This window comes from Citrobacter sp. MGH110 (assembly GCF_001037515.1).
GTDB lineage: Bacteria > Pseudomonadota > Gammaproteobacteria > Enterobacterales > Enterobacteriaceae > Citrobacter > Citrobacter portucalensis.
The window spans coordinates 1,621,062-1,641,850 of sequence record NZ_KQ089830.1; the positions used below are offsets into that span (position 1 = coordinate 1,621,062).

The window sequence follows — 20,789 nt, forward strand, 5'->3', positions numbered from 1 at the left end:
CTGCTGTACACAGGGTACGCCTCAAAATATACATTTAAAATACCATTTATTGGTTATAACCCTACAATTATAAATGAAAAGCAAAGCGTCATATTGAAGGCCCGCCGCAACCAGCGGGCCGATAGCATCACGACTGAAGCGTGGCCAGACGAGCAGCAAAACCAACGAAAATCAGGCCGATTAGGGAATTACCCACTTTGGCCAGTTTTTTCTTCGTGCGAATATACTGTGTCACGAACGCGCCGGAGAAAATAAGGAAGCTCAGATAGAAAAAGCTCACTACTTCAAGCGTAATGGCCAAAATAAAGAATGACAGCCCTGAGTGCGGTGCATTGACATCAATAAACTGCACAAAGAACGAAACATAAAACAAAATAGCTTTGGGATTCGTCAGGCTCAGAATTAATGCTCGCTTAAAAATAGCGCCAAACGGGACTTCCTCGGCCGCAGCATCGCTTGCTTTCGATTTCAGTGTCGCATACAGGATCTTCGCACCGAGGTACAGCAGATAAAACGCGCCAAGATAGCGAACGATGTTGAACAAAACGGGCGTTGTTTTGATCAATGCGGCAACACCGGCATAGGCCAAAAACATCAACACGGCATCACCGATAAACACACCGCTTGCGGCGAGATAACCACCCTTCACTCCCCGACCGACGCTGTTCTTCAACACAAATATCGTATTTGGCCCCGGTACCAACACGATAAAAATGGCTCCCACCAGATACGTCCAGTAATTCAGAACTCCATACTCTGCGAACACGTTAACCTCTTCCTGAAAAAACACATGCACTTGCTGCGATACAATATGCTAACGAATGCATCGGGTGATGGAAAGAGAAGGTTATGAATTAAAAAACCCGCCACTGGTGACGGGTGTGTACAGATAAGGTTAGTCCGGATTAATGGTGCAGCATCTCATCCACAACCTCTTCTCCCTTCAACTGATAAGGGTAGTAGGTAGGCCAGTTTTCCATCTCTTCAAGCAAGGCTGCCTGCGAGGTATTTCCCATAAAGATATGGAAGTGGCTCGATTTACGCGGCGCGATAATATGATCGCTAAATTGCACATATTTAGGCGCTTTGCTGTCAGCAGCTTTACACTCAAACAGATACCGTACACCTTTCTTGCCTGATTTATAATTCAGGATCTTATATCCGGCGTAGTCGTATTTACATGATGCAACCTGATTCCCGGTATGAAACTCCATCACGCCATTTTCAATACCGATAGTGTCTACGTTGGTTGCATAGCCTGTACGGTAATACGCTTTGATTTGTTCTGCCGTTTTGCTTTTATCTTTCTCCGCTTTCTTTTTGAATACTGGATCAAGTTCGCCGCTGACCAGATACGGATAAACAGATTGCCACATGCCATCCCAGTCGGTCAGCGCCCTGTTCTGCACCTGGTTGTCATCAAATACCCCTTCCGACGCCTTTTGTTCTGCTTCACTCATTGGCGCACCATGGGAATGATGACCATGCGCCAGAACCGAACTACTGACTAAAAGCATCCCCAGAGCGATTGTCAGTTTCTTAAAACGAATAGCCAAAATTTCACCCTCAAATCATTTGCGAGTGAATTGTTATAATATAACATCACATTTAAATCAACGGCGTTGTGAAGCATTTAACCGCTCTGGTGCGCGATTTTCCAACGGCTGTCAAAATGGGCCTGATACTGCGCAACAACGGCAGGTTCGTCACGAATAACTAACACATTTTCAGAGTTGGCAAATTCTGCGGATTTGGCAAAGTTGAATGAACCGGTTTCCAGCGTGTCGCCATCAATAATCATTACCTTGTCATGCTGGATGTGGTAGTGACCATCCAGTTGCACATCAACCCCATTCGCGGCAGCAAACGCGATGGCCTTCTGGCTAACCTTGCCCTGGTTACGTTTCTTATCGATAACAGCCCGAACCACTACGCCTCTCTTTTCAGCGTTTACCAGGGCCTGAACAATATCTGCAGACTGAAATGAATAAGCCATCATATCGATGCTGTGCTGCGCATGGTTAATTGAATCCAGCACTAAAGCCCGAGCCGACCCTTCCGGTGAAAAACCCACCTGAATGGAAGCATGTGCTGCAAAAGCACCCGCCCCGTACATTAGCGCAGCCACAGCGATAGTTTTTACGATCACGTTAGTTATTTGCCTGAAATGCGAAAGAGACCTAAGAGAGTAGCGCTCGCGTGCAGATCTGATCAAGCAGCGCCTGCTGATGACTGATAATGAGCATACCCAATGGCCGACGCTGAGATTCTTCAAGCAGCAGCGCCCAGATATCCCGTTGAATAGAAGGATCAAGCTGGGCTGTAATTTCATCGGCAATAAGAAAACGTGTCCGCGGGTCCAGCGCGCGAAGTAAAGCAATTCGCGCCAATTCACCACCAGAAAGTTGTCCGGGACGGCGGGTTAACCACTCTGGATTGATGTGAAGACGGGTAAGCAATGCAGCATCCGGTCGCCATGCATCATGCACCGCATCACCAGTGCTGCGTCGGGGGTTAAAAGTTAATTCTGGATGCTGTGGCACCAGTTGCACCGGACAATACTGGTGCACCGGCAACGGTTGGTCATCAATCAGAATGTCACCGGAAGTTGGTTTCTGCCAGCCCGCCAGCACGCGTCCCAGCGTCGTTTTGCCAGTTCCACTGGGCGCACAAATCCCAATACGTTCTCCAGGGCGTAGAGAAAAGGTCAGATTTTGCCACAGAACCTTTTCCCCTTGACGGATTGTTACATCACGACAGCACAGCATCGCGCTCTCCAAAAAGTTGATTTCTTTCAGGCAGCGCCCGCCATTGTCGTTGCAGGTGTTCGCTAATCTCTCCGCGTAACAGCTGTTCCCGGCTGACGTTATCCGACACCCTTCCCTGATGCAGTGCAACAATACGATCCGCATGGCGGGCCGCCAGCGTGAGGTCATGCGTTACCCACAAAACACCAGCCCCTTGCTCACATTGCTCACGCAACTGTTCAAGCAGTTGATTAGCGAGAGGTGCATCAAGCCAGGCGGTAATTTCATCCGCCAGAATATAACGAGCCTGACTCAGAGACGCATGACAAGCCAGAACACGCTTTGCCATACCGCCTGAAAGCTGACGCGGAAAAGCATCTAATACGCGACTTTCCAGTCGGCTACGCTGGAGCAATCGTTCAATTTTTCCGGCACTCCATTGCTGGTCAGAAAGCTGGCATGCCCTGCGCAGATGCTTTTCAATCGAGAGCAGCGGGTTAAGTGCCTGAATACCTTGTGGGACGTAGCTGAAGGTATTGCCACGACATTTGCGAATATCATCACTGCCCAGCGCTTTACCTTCCAGGGTAATAACGCCGTTGAAACGCAAATTGTCTGGTAAGAGATCGAGCAGACATTGCAGCAACAGGCTCTTACCTTCCCCACTTCCCCCAACTAGCGCCACCATCTGACCAGGCGCTACGTCGAAAGAGATATCCTGCAACAGCGAAGACCAGTTTTTCGCGCCGTACCAGCGATAACGCGCCACGTCCAGCGAGACCTGCCTTAAACTCAACATGCGTCACCTCGTAACCATAAACGATGCACCGCCCTTGCGAGCTGATCGAATAACATCACCAGACTGAACAGCATCAGTCCTGGAAACAGCACTAACCACCAGTCGCCATGACTGATAAACCTCAGCGCATCCGCCAGCAGCAGGCCCAGCGACGGTTCATGCGGTGCCAGTCCAAAACCGAGGAAGCTTAACGCCGCGCTGTGTAACACCGCATGGGGAAACATCAGCAATGTCCCGGTTAACCACTGGGGTAACAACGCCGGTAGATAGTGATGCCGCCAGCAGTAAAAATGGCCGTGTCCCAGACGCCAGGTCAACGTCAGATAGTCACTGTGGGCCACGCGCTGCGCTTCAGCACGCAGGATCAGCGCCAGACGCGGCCAGTGCGTTAGTGCAACCGCCATGATTACCCCGTTTTTCCCACCACCCAGCGTAAAACAGATCAAAATAAGCAACAGCAGATGCGGCATCGATAGCATGGCATCAGTAATTAGACGCATAAGCACATCCAGACGCGGATGTATGCGCGAAACCGCCGCCATCATTAACGCAATTAAGCCACTGCACAACGCCGCACCAATACCAATTTGCAGACTGGTTAGTGCACCCTGAAAACAACGGATCCACAGATCGCGACCGAGGTTATCGGTGCCAAACCAGTACATGGCATCAGGTGGAAGATGACGAGCAAGCAGATTAACGCTCAACGGGTTATCCAGCATTGCGGCACCATACACCGCAATGAATAACAGGCAGCTAAAAGAGAATAAAAGACGAATTAGCGTCGGCGTCGGGTTATAGAGCATCAGGTCGCTCCAGAGCACGGTTCAACATACGGACAAGCCAGGTAGACAGCGAATTGCCAATGAACACCAGTACGGTACTGAACAACACAATCCCCATCAGTAACGGCAGATCGCCGCGTAACCCGGCATCAATAGTGGCCTGCCCCAGTCCTGGATAAGCAAAGACTTTTTCGGCCAATAGTGCACCTCCCAACAGTTCTCCCAGTGAGGCAAACTGCAAACACAGCGCAGGCGTAATTGCATGACGCAGAACCTGATGGCGTAACAATGACCAGCCTTTATCTCCCTGGGAACGCGCAAAACGGACAAATTCGCTTTTCATTACGCTGGCGATGCTTTCCCGCGTGTGAAGCGTAATTTGCCCCAGCCCCAGCAAACTGAGCGCACAAACGGGAAGCACCAGATGACGCAGACGCTCGGTCAGCGTCGCCATATCGCCGCTGTTGCCCGGCTCCCACGCGCAGCAGACCGGAAATACCGGCCAGCGCACGGCAAATAACGCCAGCAGCAACATGCCAATCCAGAAGGTCGGCAGCGAAGAAAGCAGATAGCTGATGCGACAGATTGCTTTGTCCGGCCATCGATTCAGGTAGCGACCCGCGACAAATCCCATTGCCGTTCCCAATATGCCGGAGAGTAGCCACGCGCCGCCAAGCAGCGCAAACGAGGTGGAAAAGCGTTCCTTGATCACGCTGGCAACCGGCGCATTAAACAACATGGAATAGCCGAGATCGCCCTGCAATACACGAACAAACCAGTGACCAAAACGCTCCCATAGCGGCTGGTCCAATCCCCAGCGAGCAGCAATGCGTGCATATTGCTCCGGCGGCACATGCAGGAGATCGTTGCCGATATAAGCGCGAATAGGATCGACTGGAGAAAAGCTGAGCAGCACAAAAGTGCCAGCCGCAACCAGCACTAATAGCACTATCAGCCGTAGAAAATGGCCCACAACAGACTTCATCAACGGCAGGTCCAGGTCCATTCGTCCAGATTATTGAGCAGTGACCAGCTACCGTGAATCTCCGGTGCGCCTTTGCCTAAATCAATACACGGATTTGCCAGATAAGTGTGCTGAATATTCAGCAGCCATGCCCAGGCAGCATCGCCCTGCACGCCAGCCCCTTGCTTACCATCCCACTCCACCTGTTGCCAGAAAGGCAACGCCTTTTGCCAGTCTGGGGCGTCGATAGCCTGTTTAAGGTGCTGTTCAACAACAGGATTGCTGTAATAGCCTGGGTTATAATATTCCACGCCCGCGGCCTGATTACTGTAATGATGGAAAAGCTCCATCGGATCCAGGCTTCCCCAACCAAATAACGTCGGGTTCGCATGCATATGACGTTCAACAGTTTCCCAGCTTCCTGACTGTAGTGATACCTGAATGCCCACCGGCTCCAGCATTGCGCGAACAGCTTCGGCTAAATCCCGGCGCGTACTGTCACCGCTGGCGTACCATAAAGTCAGTCGAGCCTCTTTGCCGTCTTTCACTCGCACGCCATCTTTACCTACCTTCCAGCCGGCTTCTTCCAGAATCGTACGTGCTTTTTCGCTATCACCATCTTTGAACGCAACGGATTGCCCCTGCCATGGCAGCCCCTGCACTGCGCTATACGCAGGAATCGCATGACCCTCCATGACCTGATCGGCAAGCTGCTTACGGTCGATGGCATAGTTGATGGCGCGCCTGATGGCAACATCGGCAGTGATATCGTTCCCAATCGGATAGCCATTGGCATCTTTTTTACCTGCAGGAACCATCGGGAACACAATGCCCCGGTTTTCCACGCTATCGCGTACCCAAAGTTTCAAATTTGTCTGCTGAGGAGCGACCGCCATCGACGGCGCGATACGTACGAGTCCCAGTTGGCCACTGCGCGCTGCGGCATAAGCGTTATCTTCATCAAGGAAGACAAACACCAGCTTACTGAAATCATTTTTCTTACCGGCATACCAGGGATTAGCCTCCACGATCAACTGCTGTCCCGGCTGAAAACTCACCAGCCGATAAGGACCTGCGCCAATCGGATTTTTGGCAAATGTTTTTTCGTCATACCGTTTCGCCGGAACAATACCCAAAGAACCCAGCACATTCACAAAGGTGCTCTGTGGGCTATTTAGCGTAATTTCTACCGTACGGTTATCTTTCAGGCTGGCATGGGTGAAGTTTCCCATGTCGATTTTGCCGCCGCTTTTTGCTGCTTTGTTATAGGTGAACACCACATCTTCAGCGGTTAGCGGGGAACCATCAGAGAATTTAAGGTCAGGTTTTAACGTCAACGTCCAGGTTTTGCCGTCTGTGCTGGTCTCTACTTTTTCCGTCAGCAGGTTTCCCCAGCTCATATCTGCATTTTGTTTTAATAATGGTGCATGCAAAAGCAAATAGCTGCCATGACTCCAGCCCAGCATCGGGTCAAACCCTTCCGTTGGTTCTGGTCCAATTGCCAGTTTTAACGTCTGCCCTTCGCTCGCATTTTGCGCGGCAAGAAGTGGTGAGGTTAATGCGAGAGTCAATGCGCACGTAAGCAGTGCCAGCTTGCCTTTGATCATTATGTTATCCAGATTTACGTTATTTTTATGCCGCATAACGATTTACCGTCGTTAAGCAGTCTCCTGGGGAAGGGATTATGGCGGACAGAAATGACGAAAAAAATGATGCGGCGCAGAAAAGTATGACGATTTTCTAAAATTATCATACTTTTTTCTGATACTCCGTTATGAGTACGATGTGAATCTCAGAAAATAGATTAATCCCTCGCCATTTATTCACAGAAATATTAATCCCGAACTAATAATTGCCTATGCGGACTATTGTCCCTTGCTGCTAATTCCTTATCTAAAACTCATGACAATTTATGTATATTTATTCAAGAAAAACACCAGAAGTGACAAGTTATGTAAATTTGTAATGATAATTATTTGTATTATCATTTCCATCAATTATCTTACTGCCTTTGAATTTTTAACAAAGGAAGTTTGACTATGCGTTTAAAACCTGTTGCCTCTGTCGTTCTGTCCTGTTTAGGATTTTCCAGCCCCCTGGTATTTGCTGAAGATGTCATGGTGGTAACCGCTTCCGGTTATGAAAAGAAAATCACCAATGCCGCCGCCAGCGTCTCTGTTATTTCGCAGCAAGAGTTACAAACCAATAAATATAATGACTTAGGTGAAGCCCTGCGTTCTGTTGAAGGGGTAGATGTTGAAAGCAGCACCGGTAAAACCGGCGGTCTGGAGATCAGCATCCGTGGCATGCCTGCCAGCTATACCTTGATCCTGATTGACGGTATTCGTCAAAACGGCAGCAGCGACGTAACGCCAAACGGTTTCTCTGCCATGAATACCAGCTTTATGCCCCCGCTGGCGGCGATCGATCATATTGAGGTGATCCGCGGCCCGATGTCGACGCTTTATGGGTCCGACGCAATCGGTGGCGTGGTGAATATCATCACCAAAAAAAGCACCGATAAATGGAGCACTTCCATCAATACCGGCGTTAACCTGCAAGAGAGTAATAAATGGGGTAACAGTACGGTCGCCAACTTCTGGTCAAGCGGCCCGTTGATTGCGGGCGTACTGGATATGCAGGTTCGGGGGAGCACAACCCAGCGTCAGGGTTCCAGCGTCACCTCCCTCAGCGATACCGCCTCCACCCGCGTACCTTATCCTACCGAATCGGAAAACTATAATATTGGCACGCGCCTCGACTGGAAAACCAATGAGAACAATACGCTGTGGTTAGATCTCGACTCCGCCAGACAGCGCTATGACAACGATGACGGGCAGTTGGGCAACCTGACAGGGGGGTATGATAAAACGCTACGCTATGAGCGTAACAAAGTGACCCTCGGCCACGATACAGCCTTAACGTTCGGCACCTGGAAATCCTCCCTCGGCTGGAATGAAACCGAAAACAAAGGCCGGCAATTGGTATCTTCCGCACTCACACCAGAGAACGCAGGCCGGGCCGGTGACGCGCGTGAACTGAAGAACACCAACGTCATTCTTGACTCAGTGCTGCTGACGCCATTAGGTGATTCGCACCTCTTAACCCTTGGCGGAGAATACTGGGATGCACGGATGAAAGATGGTGTGGTACTGGCCAATACCGGCGAGACGTTCCATCAAAAAACGTGGGCAGCTTATGCGGAAGATGAATGGCATATTCTCGACTCGCTGGCCTTAACCGCAGGAACACGCTATGAGCATAACGATGTCTTTGGCGGTCATCTCAGCCCGCGTGCCTATATGGTCTGGGACGTTTCCGACGCCTGGACGCTCAAAGGCGGCGTAACGACAGGTTATAAAGCACCATCACTAAGCCAGTTGCATAACGGGATCAGCGGTGTAACCGCGCAGGGAACGGTGAATACGGTCGGTAACCCGGACCTCAAACCTGAGGAAAGTATCAGCTACGAAACCGGGCTGTATTACGAGAACGACGCCGGGCTTAACGCCAACATTACCGGCTTCTATACCGAATACAAAAATAAAATTGTCTCATATTCTATCGATGATAATACCAACAGCTATACCAACAGCGGCAAGGCGAGGACCGATGGCGTTGAATTTGCCAGCACCTTCCCTCTATGGTCGGATGTGCTGACCTTATCTCTCAACTACACCTACACTCAGAGCAAGCAAAAAGATGGTGAAAATAAAGGCGCGCCATTAAGTTACACCCCAAAACATATGGCTAACGCCCGTCTGAACTGGCAGGCAACGGAAGATATGAACGCCTGGTTAAGCGCACGTTATCGCGGCAAAGCCCCACGCTTTACCGAAAATTACGACAACCTTAGCGCGGTACAAAAGGCAGTCTATGACGATAAAGGCGCTGATTTAAAAGCCTGGACCGTTGTCGACATGGGGATGTCTTATAAGCTGACCAAAGATCTGACGCTTAATACGGCGGTTAATAACGTGCTGGATAAAGACTTTAGTGAGGTCAAATTGTACCAGGTGGGCCGCAATAGCACCTACGCAGGTGATTATTATCAGACTGCACAATCCACTACCGGATACGTAAACCCTGGTCGTAACTACTGGGTATCTTTAAATTATCAGTTCTAATTTTATAAGATCCTGCTGGTCGGGGCACACTAATACCCCGACCAGCAGAATATTATTGAAAGAAGACACAAGATATAATCAGCAACTTATTTTAACATATAAGAATATTTAAACAATTAATACAGAAACACCCCTTCCTGCACCATTAGATATAATGCCAAAACAATAACCCCGACGATACCGCCTAAAAACAAGACTGCGGCAATCGCAAGCTGGTTGCGATTTGTGTTCTTCACTTTGCTTCGCACATCCAACTTATTTTTCGCCACTTTGTGACTTGAATCACGCTCCATCGCGAATGTTATATCTGCCATACCATTATCCAGTTGCTGTATATGAAAACACAAATAACCACCACATCGATAAGGGTATAGATTTTAAATAACAGAATCCGAGATTTGCCTCACGATAAAGATAATCGTCGGATTTTTGCTACCGAAGCAGATTTCATGCTCACTTTTCATCAATTAGGTTATCTTGTATTTATTCGACAAAAACCTTCACTTTAGGCTTTGACAGCAGAATCATGACGAACTCAGTGAAGGTTACTGGTTTATAGAAATAGTACCCTTGCAGGAAAACAATGTTGTTTTTGTTGAGATAATCAAGCTGAGCCTTCGTTTCAACCCCTTCAGCAACGATGCTTAAAGACAGCTTGCGCGCCAAATCGAGAACACAATCCAAAATTCGGGTTGAATCGGGAAGCTCATTTACCCTTCCCACAAAGCTCTGATCGATTTTAATGTAATCAATGTGCAGGTCATGCAAATAAGAAAGCCCAGAATAGCCCGTACCAAAATCATCCAGCGCAATCACAAAGCCATTCTCATGCAGGATATTGAGCCTCTGCACAAGATCTTCATCCACATCTAACGGCTCGCGCTCAGTAACTTCGATTACCAGATTGAGGTCATCGCGGTTAAAGCTATCCCTGTAATGCAGGCACTCCTGCACGAATGTAGGGGATGTGATATGGGATGCGCTGAAGTTAATGCCGACATGGAAGCCGGATGGCAGTTTGCTGGCAATGGCGTTCATATTCGCCGCGACCTGCCTCATCAGACTTTGAGTTAGTGGCACTATCAGGCCTGATTTTTCCGCTACAGGTATAAAGGAAGCAGGAGAAATATACCCGGCTTTTGGATGTTTCCATCGGGCCAGCACTTCAACACCGCGTAACGTCCCCTCGCGACCATTTACGATAGGTTGATAAAAAGGCACGATCTCTCCTTTTACTATCGCCCTGCGCAACGTTTCTTCAGGGGTATCGTTCTTGTTCAGATACTTATCAATGGCATAAGCGGCTGCAAAAGACATTAACAGGATAAAAACCAGAATCCCTGAACCCTGTGTAACCAGTCTTTTTGCACTAAACAGTGGCGGTTTATTATAAATAATACTGAACGGATACTTTGCGGAATTAACTTGACCAGACGCACGTGCGCTTGTTGTAACGGTTTTTACATCGCCCAATAAACCGAGTGCTGCGTCACCCACAAGCAACGAGTACGTTACTCCCGCTAACGGGACATTCATTGCCCCTCGGATATGCACGCCACTTATGGTGACGATGATACGGCCTGTGTGAAAACGTGTTTGATACAGCAGAACAGGTATTTCATTCTCGGTATTGCTTGCGGGAGTCAGTTGTAAATTAGTATCAGCTATAACGGGAATATGCTTAAGTAATATCCGATTACCCGGCAAAGATGTACACCAAACCTTCCCCTGTCGAATAATGATCAGCGTTCGCAAATGGGGTCGGAGCGCAGCTTCGGTTCCAAGTTGGTATTGCCCCTCCAAATCGCATTTTTTTTCAGCGATGTTCATAGCGGTACGGGTTGCCTGGAAAGCTTCATCAAGTATGTTATCCATATTTTTCGCGGCATATCTGGCCCCCCCGAGGTTTTCCATCGAAGATGAATACCAAAGCTGCATATTAAGAATAAAAACACCGATTAAAAAAAGACACACCGCAGCAGTTACCGGTAAAAGTGCTTTGCGCATTCTCATATCCTGTGGTGAAAGCCGATCGGTCGTTGCGATGAGCATTGACGTGTTCTAATTTATATCTACAGAGCATGGTAGACAGAAACAAAAGCCGCCATGCGCCCAGTCACATTTCCTCAATAACAACGTAACTTACTAATTTATTGATAAAATCATTACTGAAATTTGCAGTACAAAACCGGCGTTGCACCTCATCCAATTTTGCTATCATAGGAATGCACTAATAAGAGGTAATCAAATGAAAATCTTTATCACTGACAATGACGGGCACCTGATTCCTGTTGACGGAAAAAGCGTTGTCATCGAATTGAATAGTGGCGGAACCATCGAGATCGCCGAGGAGTACAGCCGGGACGATGTTCCTGAAGGCATTAATCTGTGGGGCGGACGAGAACCCTCCCCTTCACTCTCTTTCGAGGAAATCAAAGCCAGAACAGAAGGCCTGGGCGTTTATCCCATCGCAGCCAACGCTCTGCATGTATTTCCGTACAAACTTTCAGCAAAAGAATAATTGCACACAGCAGACGAAGCGTTTTTCTCAAACCAAAGTAAGGCCATGGTTATCATAAAAAACTCTGGCTTTGGGGGGAAGTCAGCTCGCCGATATCTGCTACTTTCTAATTGCAGCCCATGCCGGCGCTGCATTATTTCATCACTATATACAGAAGGATAATACGCTTTTGAGAGTGAAGACTGAGCATAACCATTTGAATAATTAATAAATGATTAAAATATCAAGAACATAAGCACTCAAGACCGTATGTGCGTGTTCTTAAATATTAATCGTCATCATAATGCTTATGTTTCTTGTGATCACTCATAGCCTCTTTGAAAGCATCCGCTTGTGTATTAGCGGCCTGCAGTCGACTCATATTAGCACTGTAATTATTCCAATATTCTTTTTCTTCGTGATAACAAACATCACGGCTAATTCCCTTCGCTTCGCACTTTGCTAAGCGTTGTTCTTCTGATACACAACCAGACATCAAGGAAACAGCAGAAAACGCACCCAATATTATCATTAATTTATTCATATAAATAACCTTAGAATTTCCAGCCGGCGCCGACTACAATACTATTAGCTTGTGCGCCAAAGACCTTAGAACCTTCATAGCCTGCATCAACAGTGAAACCTGCAATGGGGATAAACTGAATACCAGCGCCATAGGCAAAACCTGTAGAAGTGTCAGTTTCACCATTAGCTTTGATCGCACCTCTCCCAATACCCGCCATTACATAAGGTTTTACCACATCATTTACTTTATAACTTGCGCCGACTAATGCAGAACCATAACCACGATCTATATCATTATCGTCATTTGCTGAAATGGTTAAGGATGTCATAACACCAAAATCACTCTCATCTGGGGTATAACCATATTTAGCGTTAAAACCATTAAGGTTCTGCCCATCTGTCCGGGTATGTACATAACCGCCGGTGACTACGCTTTCTCCTGCATAAACCGTCATAGCAAAACATAATGTAACAGCCACTAAACCTGTTTTTAAACTTAGCTTTTTAATAACCATTTTCATCATCAACTAATAGTAAGTAACACACATAATAAGGAATCATGCTTTGAGTTTTATTTCTCAAGCATGTTGCCAAGAGAAAAACAGAAAGGTAAAAAAACATCAATCGGAGAAAATGTTCTTTTTTGGACATTACTAATATTCAGAATAATCAACTGTTATAACACACTGATAAAAATGAATTTAAAATTAGGATAAAAAATCTTAAAACGCTTCTTCTTTATAAAAATTTCCGATATTTTTCTTATTTTTAAAATGATTATTTCCCATCTAATAATCAATAAGATACAAACACCACTCAATTATAGTTAGTTCTCATACCCGAATAGAGTTAAATAAAGAAATATTGACAGCCATGGAAATTATTATCAAAAAATAAAATTGTAATGGCAAAGATAAAAATTTGTTCTTCAGTGCTATTTAAATGAGTTTAATAGTATGAGCGCCAGGAAAGCATTTTGCAGGTAAAAAAACGGGAACCTCTCGGCTCCCGTTCTCATACAAACCAAGATCTGGATTACATGTTTTCGATGATCGCGTCACCAAACTCTGAGCATTTCAGCAGTTTAGCGCCGTCCATCAGACGTTCGAAATCGTAAGTTACGGTCTTGGCGTTGATTGCGCCTTCCATACCTTTAACAATTAAGTCAGCCGCTTCAGTCCAACCCATGTGGCGCAGCAGTAGATTTAACAATTTATTATATCCAATTGAATTAAAACGATTTTATGCTTAACAAGTATCTAAACTTGTTTTTTTACCTTCACGATAACTCACTGATTTTGTATAGTTTACGTAGCATTTTGATAACCACTTTAGAGCTAAATGGAGGTTCGCTTGAAAACTTCTGTTCTCATTCAGAAATTAATGGAAATTGACAAAACTGTGCCATTCGATGCGGACGTAGTGACCGGTGAGGAATGGTGGCCAACCCCTATTTCTCGTGTTTATCACAATCCGCCACATACCTATGTAGAATTTGAAACAGGTGAACAATCGCCAGATGATCCTGACGAGCTAAGTATTTATAGCGAATTAGAAATTCGTGCACATCAAATGATGCAAATTAGAGATTTTGTGCAATCTAACAAGGGGCTGAAGCCTGAAGAAATTGTTTCGGAAATAAACGTTCAAATTGAACGTCTGAGAGCAATGGCTGAGGCAATTTTGAAACAATAATTCATGTTCTATGTTCTTCATACCGGCAGTGGGTTCAACTCCCGCCTGCTCCACGAATCATGATAGGACAGTGATAGTACATCACCTGCAATAACAGGAAGTTAGCAGTCTCAGCAGGACACCGACCTGACGGTGAGGGGGCAAAAAAGGATACACAAAGGAGCCGCGGCTCCAGAGTGACATGAAAGCCCGCTGATGCGGGCTTTTTGGTTTTTCTTCACCAGCAAGCAAACCGCTGTATCATGGCAGTATGAAGGTGAGCTAAGGATAAGCTTTTGTATCAGCTCAATGTTCATATAAAAACATTTCGAACTTTGGTGAACAAAACTACATAGGGATAACTTTATGTCTCTTCGTTTCAGACAAACCTTTACTCTGTTTCCTGGCGTTAGGCTCAACATTGGCAAGCGTGGAATAAGCGCAAGCATTGGCGTGCCTGGCGCAACTGTCAATGTTGGGAAAAAAGGAGTCAGAGCGACCGTCGGACTACCAGGCACAGGCTTATCTTATACTACACCTACCCTGCCCTATGATGATGGGCGCTCAGTTACTAATCCATTAAATCCAGCCTCTACAGAACCTCATTTGGGAATGCCCGAGGCATCCCCAAGTAACACACCATCGAACGCTAAAATATATATGCCAATGGCTGGCATGAATGAAATATCCAGCGCTTCGGTAGACGTCCTGACGAGCACCTCCCTTTTACCTTTACGGGATTTGATTGCTAAAGCGCGAGCACAAAGGGCAGAGATAAAAGCAGATCTGCAAGAGGCTCTTGCTGAAGAATCAAAACAAAAGAGCGAGCTGGTTCGACGCAAATCAAGTCTATTCCGTTGGTTTTACAAACGACGTATCGCAGAACTTGAGACAGTACTCCCCCGAACCCAAGCAGAGATATCTCGCCTAGTATCCTGGGAAGACAACACAAAAATAGCCATAACATTCGAGAGCAGTGATACTTCACAGCGCGCATATGCAGCGATGGTTCGTGCATTTGATATGTTAAAATCTAGCGTCAAAAAATGGGATATTACTGCAGATAAAGCTACAGACCAGTTTGCCGAAAGAACATTAGCAACCCGTACTGTTAATCGTCACCCAGTTACCTTTGATTTCAGTTCAACGGAACTCATTCAATTCACAGGGCGCGCGATGCGGTTTGAAAATGTGAATGGTGACGATATTTTGCTTTATCCTGGTGTTGCAGTCATACCACGAGCTGATGGGGCGTTCGCTCTGATTGATTTACGCGAATTACAAATCAGTTCAGAATATCGAAGATTCCATGAGGAAGAAGGTGTTCCCAGTGACTCAAGCATAGATGGGTATACATGGGCGAAAACGAATAAGAATGGCTCGCCAGACCGTCGTTTTAAAGACAACTACCAAATCCCTATTTGCATTTATGGAAATATTACTTTCCATTCTCAAACAGGGGTAACTGAAGAATATATGGTATCAAATGCAGATGCCGCGCAAGCCTTTGCTGAGGCAGTAAAACGCTATCAAATCTCACTCACAGAAACTGAAGCGTTGGTACAGGCCTAACTTATCTCAAATATGGGGTGTCGGGGGGGGCGGAGGTTCAAATCCTCTCGTGCCGACTAAAAAATCCTCTAAGAACCAGCCTGTTACGGCTGGTTTTTTATACCTGCTTTCTGAGCAGGGAAGCTCCGGGGAATAATGCCGTCAAATGTTGTCTCTGAATTGCTATTGAACACAATGATTAAGGAACCTCTTCACTTTCGGAATTCATCAATTAACAAAACCATCATTCCGATTTACCTTACAAATTCCTTTTAAATCTTTACCGGTGCGCACCACTTTTTCTACCTACCCTATACTTTCAGTCTGACTCTAGCTGGAGGTTTCTATGTGTGGACGTTTTGCACAATCTCAAACCCGTGAAGAATACCTTGCCTATTTGGCTGATGAAGCCGATCGCGACATTCCATATGACCCGGACCCCATCGGACGTTTTAACGTCGCGCCAGGCACCAAAGTTCTGCTTCTGAGCGAACGTGACGAGAAACTCCATCTTGACCCAGTTATCTGGGGATACGCCCCCGGGTGGTGGGATAAACCGCCACTGATTAATGCACGCGTTGAAACTGCAGCCACCAGCAGAATGTTCAAGCCTCTGTGGCAGCATGGCCGGGCTATCGTATTTGCGGATGGTTGGTTTGAGTGGAAGAAGGAAGGTGACAAGAAACAACCCTATTTTATTCACCTGGCAGACGGTCAGCCGATTTTTATGGCGGCGATCGGCAGCACACCATTCAAACGTGGAGATGAAGCCGGAGGTTTCCTGATAGTGACAGCTGCGACCGACAAAGGCCTAGTAGATATTCATGACCGTAGGCCACTGGTTTTGTTACCGGAAGCGGCCAGGGAGTGGATGCGTCAAGATGTAGGAGGGAAGGAAGCCGAAGAGATAACTGCTGACGGAACTGTGCCCGCTGACAAGTTTATCTGGCACCCAGTGTCACGCGCAGTTGGAAATCCTAAAAACGATGATCCAACTCTAATCATTTCTTTAATTTAGTTTAATATCATACAATTCTTCCTTAAAATGCCTTTCAACATTTAATCTTAAAAACATGGAGTAAGTAACATTATGGGAAATTCTATTTCATCATTTATTACAAAGTTAGTTCCACTAATCAATAAAGAACGAGAAGGTTTATTGTTTATTGACGGGCGTTGGGGTTCTGGTAAAACATACTTCATTCATAACAAGCTAAAATCTTATTATTCCGATCTGCCTATTTTTTACATTTCATTATTGGGAATAACATCCCTTGCTGATTTCAAGTCAAAAATAATTGAATGTTACTATCTTGAAGGCGCTGAAAACCTTGCAAATGATTTTAATTCTTTAGCTGATGGCGTCAGTTTACTCAGGGGGGAACCCGATGAGTCAGGGGTTTTAAGATCATTTTTTAATTCTATAGGCACAAGTGTAAAAGGAAAGGTATTATCCAATTTATCAGGATTGTTTATTCTTGATGATATTGAACGTATGAACGACAACGAACTAACATCCAATATATTGAATTACTGTCACTCTTTATATTTTCAAAGAGAAAATCGATCATTAGACTTTATAGTTGTAGGAAACACCACGAAGGAAGCAAATTTTGAAATAAAACATAAGGAAAAAATAATCTCAGATACCATTTCATTTGAGTTAAATCATCAAGACTTATCAGAAACAATCACACCAAATCTAATTTCTTTCCCTGATGATGATAAAAAACTATTTCTTAAGATAATTGAACGCCAAGAACTTTCTAATCTTAGAATAATAAACAGATGTATTAACAAAATCGAACCACTTTTCAAATACATAAATTCAAACCCAGATAAAATATGGGCTGTTCGCTCTGAAGATATTATCGAATGTATTACTTCAAGTATCATACTACAATTCCAACTTAAAAAGAGCATTGATGAGTTAAAAGAGAAAAAACCAGAAAATTATTTATTCACCATCGATGATGATGCGACTTACGCTGAGAAAAACTTATGGGATTCATATCGTAAATATGCAGTACCCAACGTCGTACGTGAGTATAGCATGGGACTTGAATCTGTAATGACCGTACAAGATTATATATTTTCAGAACCTAAGAAAATAACTATTGACTACATAGCAACCGCAGATCGCCCCCATACATTCGATATTGACGAAACCTCACTACAACAATACTTACTAGAAGTCATAACCAGAAATAAAAATGTCACAGTTACCACATGGCTATTGGTTGTAAACAACTACCTATTCCTAACTAAATATGAATATCTTGCAGCATCACCTTCCATCACTCATAGTTTTATCGAACAAAAAGCAAATGAATTTAGCATTGATGATATATCTATATTTATAGATGAAAAAGGAGGGATTGACAACCTACGTCGTTATGGAACTTCTTCGCTTTATGGTAATCCATACATTAGCTTGTTCATTAAGAAATATGAATTATATGATACAAATGAAAAAATTAATACGTTGCGTAACATTATTGAAAAAGATGGATGGTATCATGTTAACGTTAGTGACCATATAGATAACATTGATCATAACTCAAAATATAAGCCCTTGGAAATTATTGGCACCTCTTTTCTCGCAAAACACATATTGACCACATGGAAACCAATAGACATTGAATCTTTTGAGTCTTATTTACAAAATTTGTACAACTTTAATAACATTAAAGATTTCTTATCTGGAGAAAAATTTCACCTAATGAAACTGGAAATGTTAACGAGTATATTTTTATCGTCACACAGACCAAGTCTTAAATTCGGCGCATTAAAAAGCCTTAACCATAAATTAAATGAGATCCTAAGCCGTCTTTAGTAACTTCATAATGAGGTCGATTATTTGACCTTATTATTTAACCCTTAATAGATCAGCATAGCGTGTTGTGTATCGCGGCGATAGCATTTCACGCTTCATCTGCCACTGCTGCTGTATACCCTGCCCAGCAAAGTAGAGTGTGCCCCTTCCATCTTTAGCGTTCAGATGATCCAGAACTTCCATCAATTTCTCACTACCCCGGCGCGGCGCATTATCATCGAACAGATTCAACTGGGCGATGCCCTGACTGAAGAAGTCCCCCAGCATTACCCCGGCTTTCTGATATCGGTGTCCGTCTTTCCATATTGCATCCAGACTCCTCGTCGATGCTGCAATGATATCCCGGCTGTCCTGTGTCGGGGTGAGCAGCTTCACCGACGCGCTGTTACCGTAGTACGGTTCGTTCAACGCAAAGGGTGACGTTTTAACAAAAGTAGATATGAAGCGGCAATACTGATGCTCTCCACGTAACTTTTCTGCTGCGCGCGAGGCATAACTGCAGATGGCCTGTCGCATAGCGTCATAATCCGTAATACGTTCCCCGAATGATCTGGAACAGACAATTTCCTGCTTTACGGGGGCAAATTCCTCCAGTTCAAAACAGGGTTCGCCGCGCAGTTCGCGCACCGTTCTCTCGAGGACAACATTGAAGTGCTTCCGGATAAAACGAATATCGGTATCAGCCAGCTCCAGAACCGTTTTAATCCCCATAGCCTCCAGCTTTTTGCTGATACGGCGCCCTACTCCCCATACTTCATCAACCGGAAGTGCAGCCATCAGTTTGCGCTGGCGATCCAGGTTAGATAAATCCACCACCCCACCCGTTTGTCTCTGCCATTTTTTGGCAGCATGATTCGCCAGTTTCGCCAGAGTCTTTGTCTGGGCAATACCAACGCCAACCGCCAGCCCTGTATTTTGATAAACAGCATCTTTTAATTCCCGCCCAAAATCCTCCAGAACACGACAATTCCTTACACCAGCAAGATCACAGAATGCCTCGTCTATCGAATAAATTTCGCAGCGTGGCGACAACGCCTCCAGCGTGAACATTACCCTGCTGGACATATCCGCATACAGTTCATAATTGCTGCTGAAACAAACCACGCCGTATCGACGGAATAAGTCCTTCTGCTTAAAATACGGATCCCCCATTTTCACACCAACCGTTTTGGCTTCAGCGTTACGGGCAATAACACAGCCATCGTTGTTTGAGAGAACCACAACCGGCCTTCCTTTGAGATCTGGCCGGAACGCAGTCTCACAACTGGCATAAAACGAGTTCACATCAACCAGAGCAAACATGTTCAGCTGGCCGCTTTAACGATAAACGTCACAACGCCAAAGATATCCAGCGTGTCTTCGCTGTTTATCATAATGGCCGCATACGCACTATTTTCAGGAACAAGCATGACGCTCGGGTGCAACTGCAGACGTTTAACAGTGAACTCCCCGTCTACAGCAGCGATAACGATATCTCCATGCGCAGGCTTTCTTGATCGATCGACCACCAACAAATCACCATTACTGATCCCCGCCCCATTCATGGAATCGCCGGACGATTTCACAAAATATGTAGCGCTGGGGTGTTTCACTAACAGTTCATTTAAATCAATACGTTTTTCAACGTAGTCATGCGCCGGAGATGGAAAACCACAGGGAACAAGATCGCTGAACAAGGGGAGCCCAACTATCTGTCGCAGCTCTGCTGGTGAATAAAACATCATAATAAACTCACTCACATTGATACTGTTTATATATACAGTATATACTGACGTTATACACAGTAAAGAGGAGTTAAAGCATGTTCGTGGAACTCGTTTATGACAAAAGGAATTTTGATGGTCTGCCCGGTGCAAAAGATATCATTCTGGGTGAATTGACTAAGAGAGTTCACCGGATCTTCCCCGATGCTGAGGTTCGGGTTAAGCCGATGATGACACTGCCAGCGATCAGCACCGACGCTAGCAAGCACGAGAAAGAGCAGATAAGCCGTACTGTTCAGGAAATGTTTGAAGAGGCTGATATGTGGCTGATTTCAGATTAAACACATTGAATTGTCATACCGGGCAAGTACAATCTGCGCCGGCTGGCAGTCATTCCATACTCGCAATATCGAACAAACGCCAGTCAGTCGCAGTGACGTTCTTGCATACGACGTGACTGCGGTTATTAGCTCTGGTTTCTTTTACTTCAGCACTCGAATATTTTTCACATCAATATTCATACCGTCCCAGTCCCGATCGACTTCCACCCTCTATATCAAGTAACCTTATATCGTCTA

The 20,789-nt window shown here is 45.6% G+C and carries 21 protein-coding genes and 2 pseudogenes; 8 read left to right on the forward strand and 15 right to left on the reverse strand.

What is annotated here, in order from left to right; all coding sequences use genetic code 11:
* Positions 1–127: 127 nt before the first annotated feature.
* The 8 genes from leuE to SK38_RS07745 form a co-directional block, all read right to left on the reverse strand.
* Positions 128–766, reverse strand: a complete 639-nt coding sequence (gene leuE / locus SK38_RS07710; RefSeq protein WP_048227040.1) for a leucine efflux protein LeuE — start codon at positions 764–766, stop codon at positions 128–130.
* Positions 767–905: 139 nt separating this feature from the next.
* Positions 906–1,556 carry a metal-binding protein ZinT gene (gene zinT / locus SK38_RS07715; RefSeq protein WP_003832427.1) on the reverse strand — a complete coding sequence of 217 codons (651 nt, stop codon included), beginning with the start codon at positions 1,554–1,556 and terminating at the stop codon, positions 906–908.
* A gap of 77 nt (positions 1,557–1,633) precedes the next feature.
* Positions 1,634–2,149: a phospholipase D family nuclease gene (locus SK38_RS07720; RefSeq protein ID WP_003832425.1), complete on the reverse strand. Its 516-nt coding sequence runs from the start codon at positions 2,147–2,149 to the stop codon at positions 1,634–1,636.
* A gap of 31 nt (positions 2,150–2,180) precedes the next feature.
* Positions 2,181–2,768: an ATP-binding cassette domain-containing protein gene (locus tag SK38_RS07725; protein WP_048235536.1), complete on the reverse strand. Its 588-nt coding sequence runs from the start codon at positions 2,766–2,768 to the stop codon at positions 2,181–2,183.
* Positions 2,752–3,546: an ATP-binding cassette domain-containing protein gene (locus SK38_RS07730; RefSeq protein ID WP_048235537.1), complete on the reverse strand. Its 795-nt coding sequence runs from the start codon at positions 3,544–3,546 to the stop codon at positions 2,752–2,754. The genes SK38_RS07725 and SK38_RS07730 overlap by 17 nt, the downstream gene beginning before the upstream one ends.
* Positions 3,540–4,352 carry an ABC transporter permease gene (locus SK38_RS07735; RefSeq protein ID WP_003832419.1) on the reverse strand — a complete coding sequence of 271 codons (813 nt, stop codon included), beginning with the start codon at positions 4,350–4,352 and terminating at the stop codon, positions 3,540–3,542. The genes SK38_RS07730 and SK38_RS07735 overlap by 7 nt, the downstream gene beginning before the upstream one ends.
* Positions 4,342–5,316, reverse strand: a complete 975-nt coding sequence (locus SK38_RS07740; RefSeq protein WP_048236440.1) for an ABC transporter permease — start codon at positions 5,314–5,316, stop codon at positions 4,342–4,344. Before SK38_RS07740 ends, SK38_RS07735 begins: the two co-directional genes overlap by 11 nt.
* Entirely contained in the window at positions 5,316–6,938 is a 1,623-nt protein-coding gene (locus tag SK38_RS07745) for an ABC transporter substrate-binding protein (protein WP_156183248.1), read from the reverse strand. Before SK38_RS07745 ends, SK38_RS07740 begins: the two co-directional genes overlap by 1 nt.
* Positions 6,939–7,334: 396 nt before the next feature.
* On the opposite strand from SK38_RS07745, the gene SK38_RS07750 reads away from it, so the two are divergent.
* Positions 7,335–9,422 carry a TonB-dependent receptor gene (locus SK38_RS07750; protein WP_048235538.1) on the forward strand — a complete coding sequence of 696 codons (2,088 nt, stop codon included), beginning with the start codon at positions 7,335–7,337 and terminating at the stop codon, positions 9,420–9,422.
* 116 nt (positions 9,423–9,538) lie between these two features.
* Here SK38_RS07750 and SK38_RS07755 read toward each other — a convergent pair whose 3' ends face one another.
* Entirely contained in the window at positions 9,539–9,736 is a 198-nt protein-coding gene (locus SK38_RS07755; RefSeq protein ID WP_048235539.1) for a hypothetical protein, read from the reverse strand.
* A 169-nt stretch (positions 9,737–9,905) separates the two neighbouring features.
* A complete protein-coding gene (locus tag SK38_RS07760) occupies positions 9,906–11,429 on the reverse strand; it encodes an EAL domain-containing protein (protein WP_020996464.1) in 1,524 nt (507 codons plus the stop codon).
* 241 nt (positions 11,430–11,670) lie between these two features.
* On the opposite strand from SK38_RS07760, the gene SK38_RS07765 reads away from it, so the two are divergent.
* Both SK38_RS07765 and SK38_RS23785 read left to right on the forward strand, forming a co-directional pair.
* Positions 11,671–11,943, forward strand: coding sequence for a hypothetical protein (locus tag SK38_RS07765; protein WP_048235540.1), 273 nt, complete (start codon positions 11,671–11,673; stop codon positions 11,941–11,943).
* Positions 11,944–12,031: 88 nt separating this feature from the next.
* Positions 12,032–12,151 (forward strand): annotated as a pseudogene (locus SK38_RS23785) (cytochrome b); the annotation flags it as partial.
* A gap of 60 nt (positions 12,152–12,211) precedes the next feature.
* On the opposite strand, the gene SK38_RS07770 reads toward SK38_RS23785, so the two are convergent.
* The 3 genes and pseudogenes from SK38_RS07770 to SK38_RS23790 all read right to left on the reverse strand — a co-directional run.
* Positions 12,212–12,466: a hypothetical protein gene (locus SK38_RS07770; RefSeq protein WP_048214393.1), complete on the reverse strand. Its 255-nt coding sequence runs from the start codon at positions 12,464–12,466 to the stop codon at positions 12,212–12,214.
* 10 nt (positions 12,467–12,476) lie between these two features.
* Positions 12,477–12,962 carry an Ail/Lom family outer membrane beta-barrel protein gene (locus tag SK38_RS07775; protein ID WP_032944396.1) on the reverse strand — a complete coding sequence of 162 codons (486 nt, stop codon included), beginning with the start codon at positions 12,960–12,962 and terminating at the stop codon, positions 12,477–12,479.
* Between the two features lie 520 nt (positions 12,963–13,482).
* Positions 13,483–13,650, reverse strand: a pseudogene (locus tag SK38_RS23790) (isocitrate/isopropylmalate family dehydrogenase); the annotation flags it as partial.
* Positions 13,651–13,800: 150 nt separating this feature from the next.
* On the opposite strand from SK38_RS23790, the gene SK38_RS07780 reads away from it, so the two are divergent.
* The 4 genes from SK38_RS07780 to SK38_RS07795 all read left to right on the forward strand — a co-directional run bounded on the left by SK38_RS07780 (position 13,801) and on the right by SK38_RS07795 (position 18,508).
* Positions 13,801–14,142 carry a hypothetical protein gene (locus SK38_RS07780; protein WP_231587310.1) on the forward strand — a complete coding sequence of 114 codons (342 nt, stop codon included), beginning with the start codon at positions 13,801–13,803 and terminating at the stop codon, positions 14,140–14,142.
* Positions 14,143–14,487: 345 nt separating this feature from the next.
* Complete coding sequence (locus SK38_RS07785) at positions 14,488–15,693, forward strand: DUF4236 domain-containing protein (protein ID WP_048235542.1); 1,206 nt, start codon at positions 14,488–14,490, stop codon at positions 15,691–15,693.
* 325 nt (positions 15,694–16,018) lie between these two features.
* Positions 16,019–16,690, forward strand: coding sequence for an SOS response-associated peptidase (locus tag SK38_RS07790; RefSeq protein WP_048235543.1), 672 nt, complete (start codon positions 16,019–16,021; stop codon positions 16,688–16,690).
* A gap of 72 nt (positions 16,691–16,762) precedes the next feature.
* Complete coding sequence (locus tag SK38_RS07795) at positions 16,763–18,508, forward strand: P-loop NTPase fold protein (protein WP_048235544.1); 1,746 nt, start codon at positions 16,763–16,765, stop codon at positions 18,506–18,508.
* A 33-nt stretch (positions 18,509–18,541) separates the two neighbouring features.
* On the opposite strand, the gene SK38_RS07800 is transcribed toward SK38_RS07795, so the two are convergent.
* Together SK38_RS07800 and SK38_RS07805 are read right to left on the reverse strand one after the other, a co-directional pair.
* On the reverse strand, positions 18,542–19,810 hold the full coding sequence (locus SK38_RS07800; protein WP_048235545.1) for a Y-family DNA polymerase: 1,269 nt from the start codon (positions 19,808–19,810) through the stop codon (positions 18,542–18,544).
* Between the two features lie 2 nt (positions 19,811–19,812).
* Positions 19,813–20,232, reverse strand: coding sequence for a translesion error-prone DNA polymerase V autoproteolytic subunit (locus SK38_RS07805; protein WP_048235546.1), 420 nt, complete (start codon positions 20,230–20,232; stop codon positions 19,813–19,815).
* 77 nt (positions 20,233–20,309) lie between these two features.
* Here SK38_RS07805 and SK38_RS07810 point away from each other — a divergent pair, with 77 nt between their 5' ends.
* Positions 20,310–20,552 (forward strand): DinI family protein, encoded by a 243-nt coding sequence (locus SK38_RS07810; protein WP_048235547.1) that lies wholly within the window; start codon positions 20,310–20,312, stop codon positions 20,550–20,552.
* Positions 20,553–20,789: the final 237 nt, after the last annotated feature.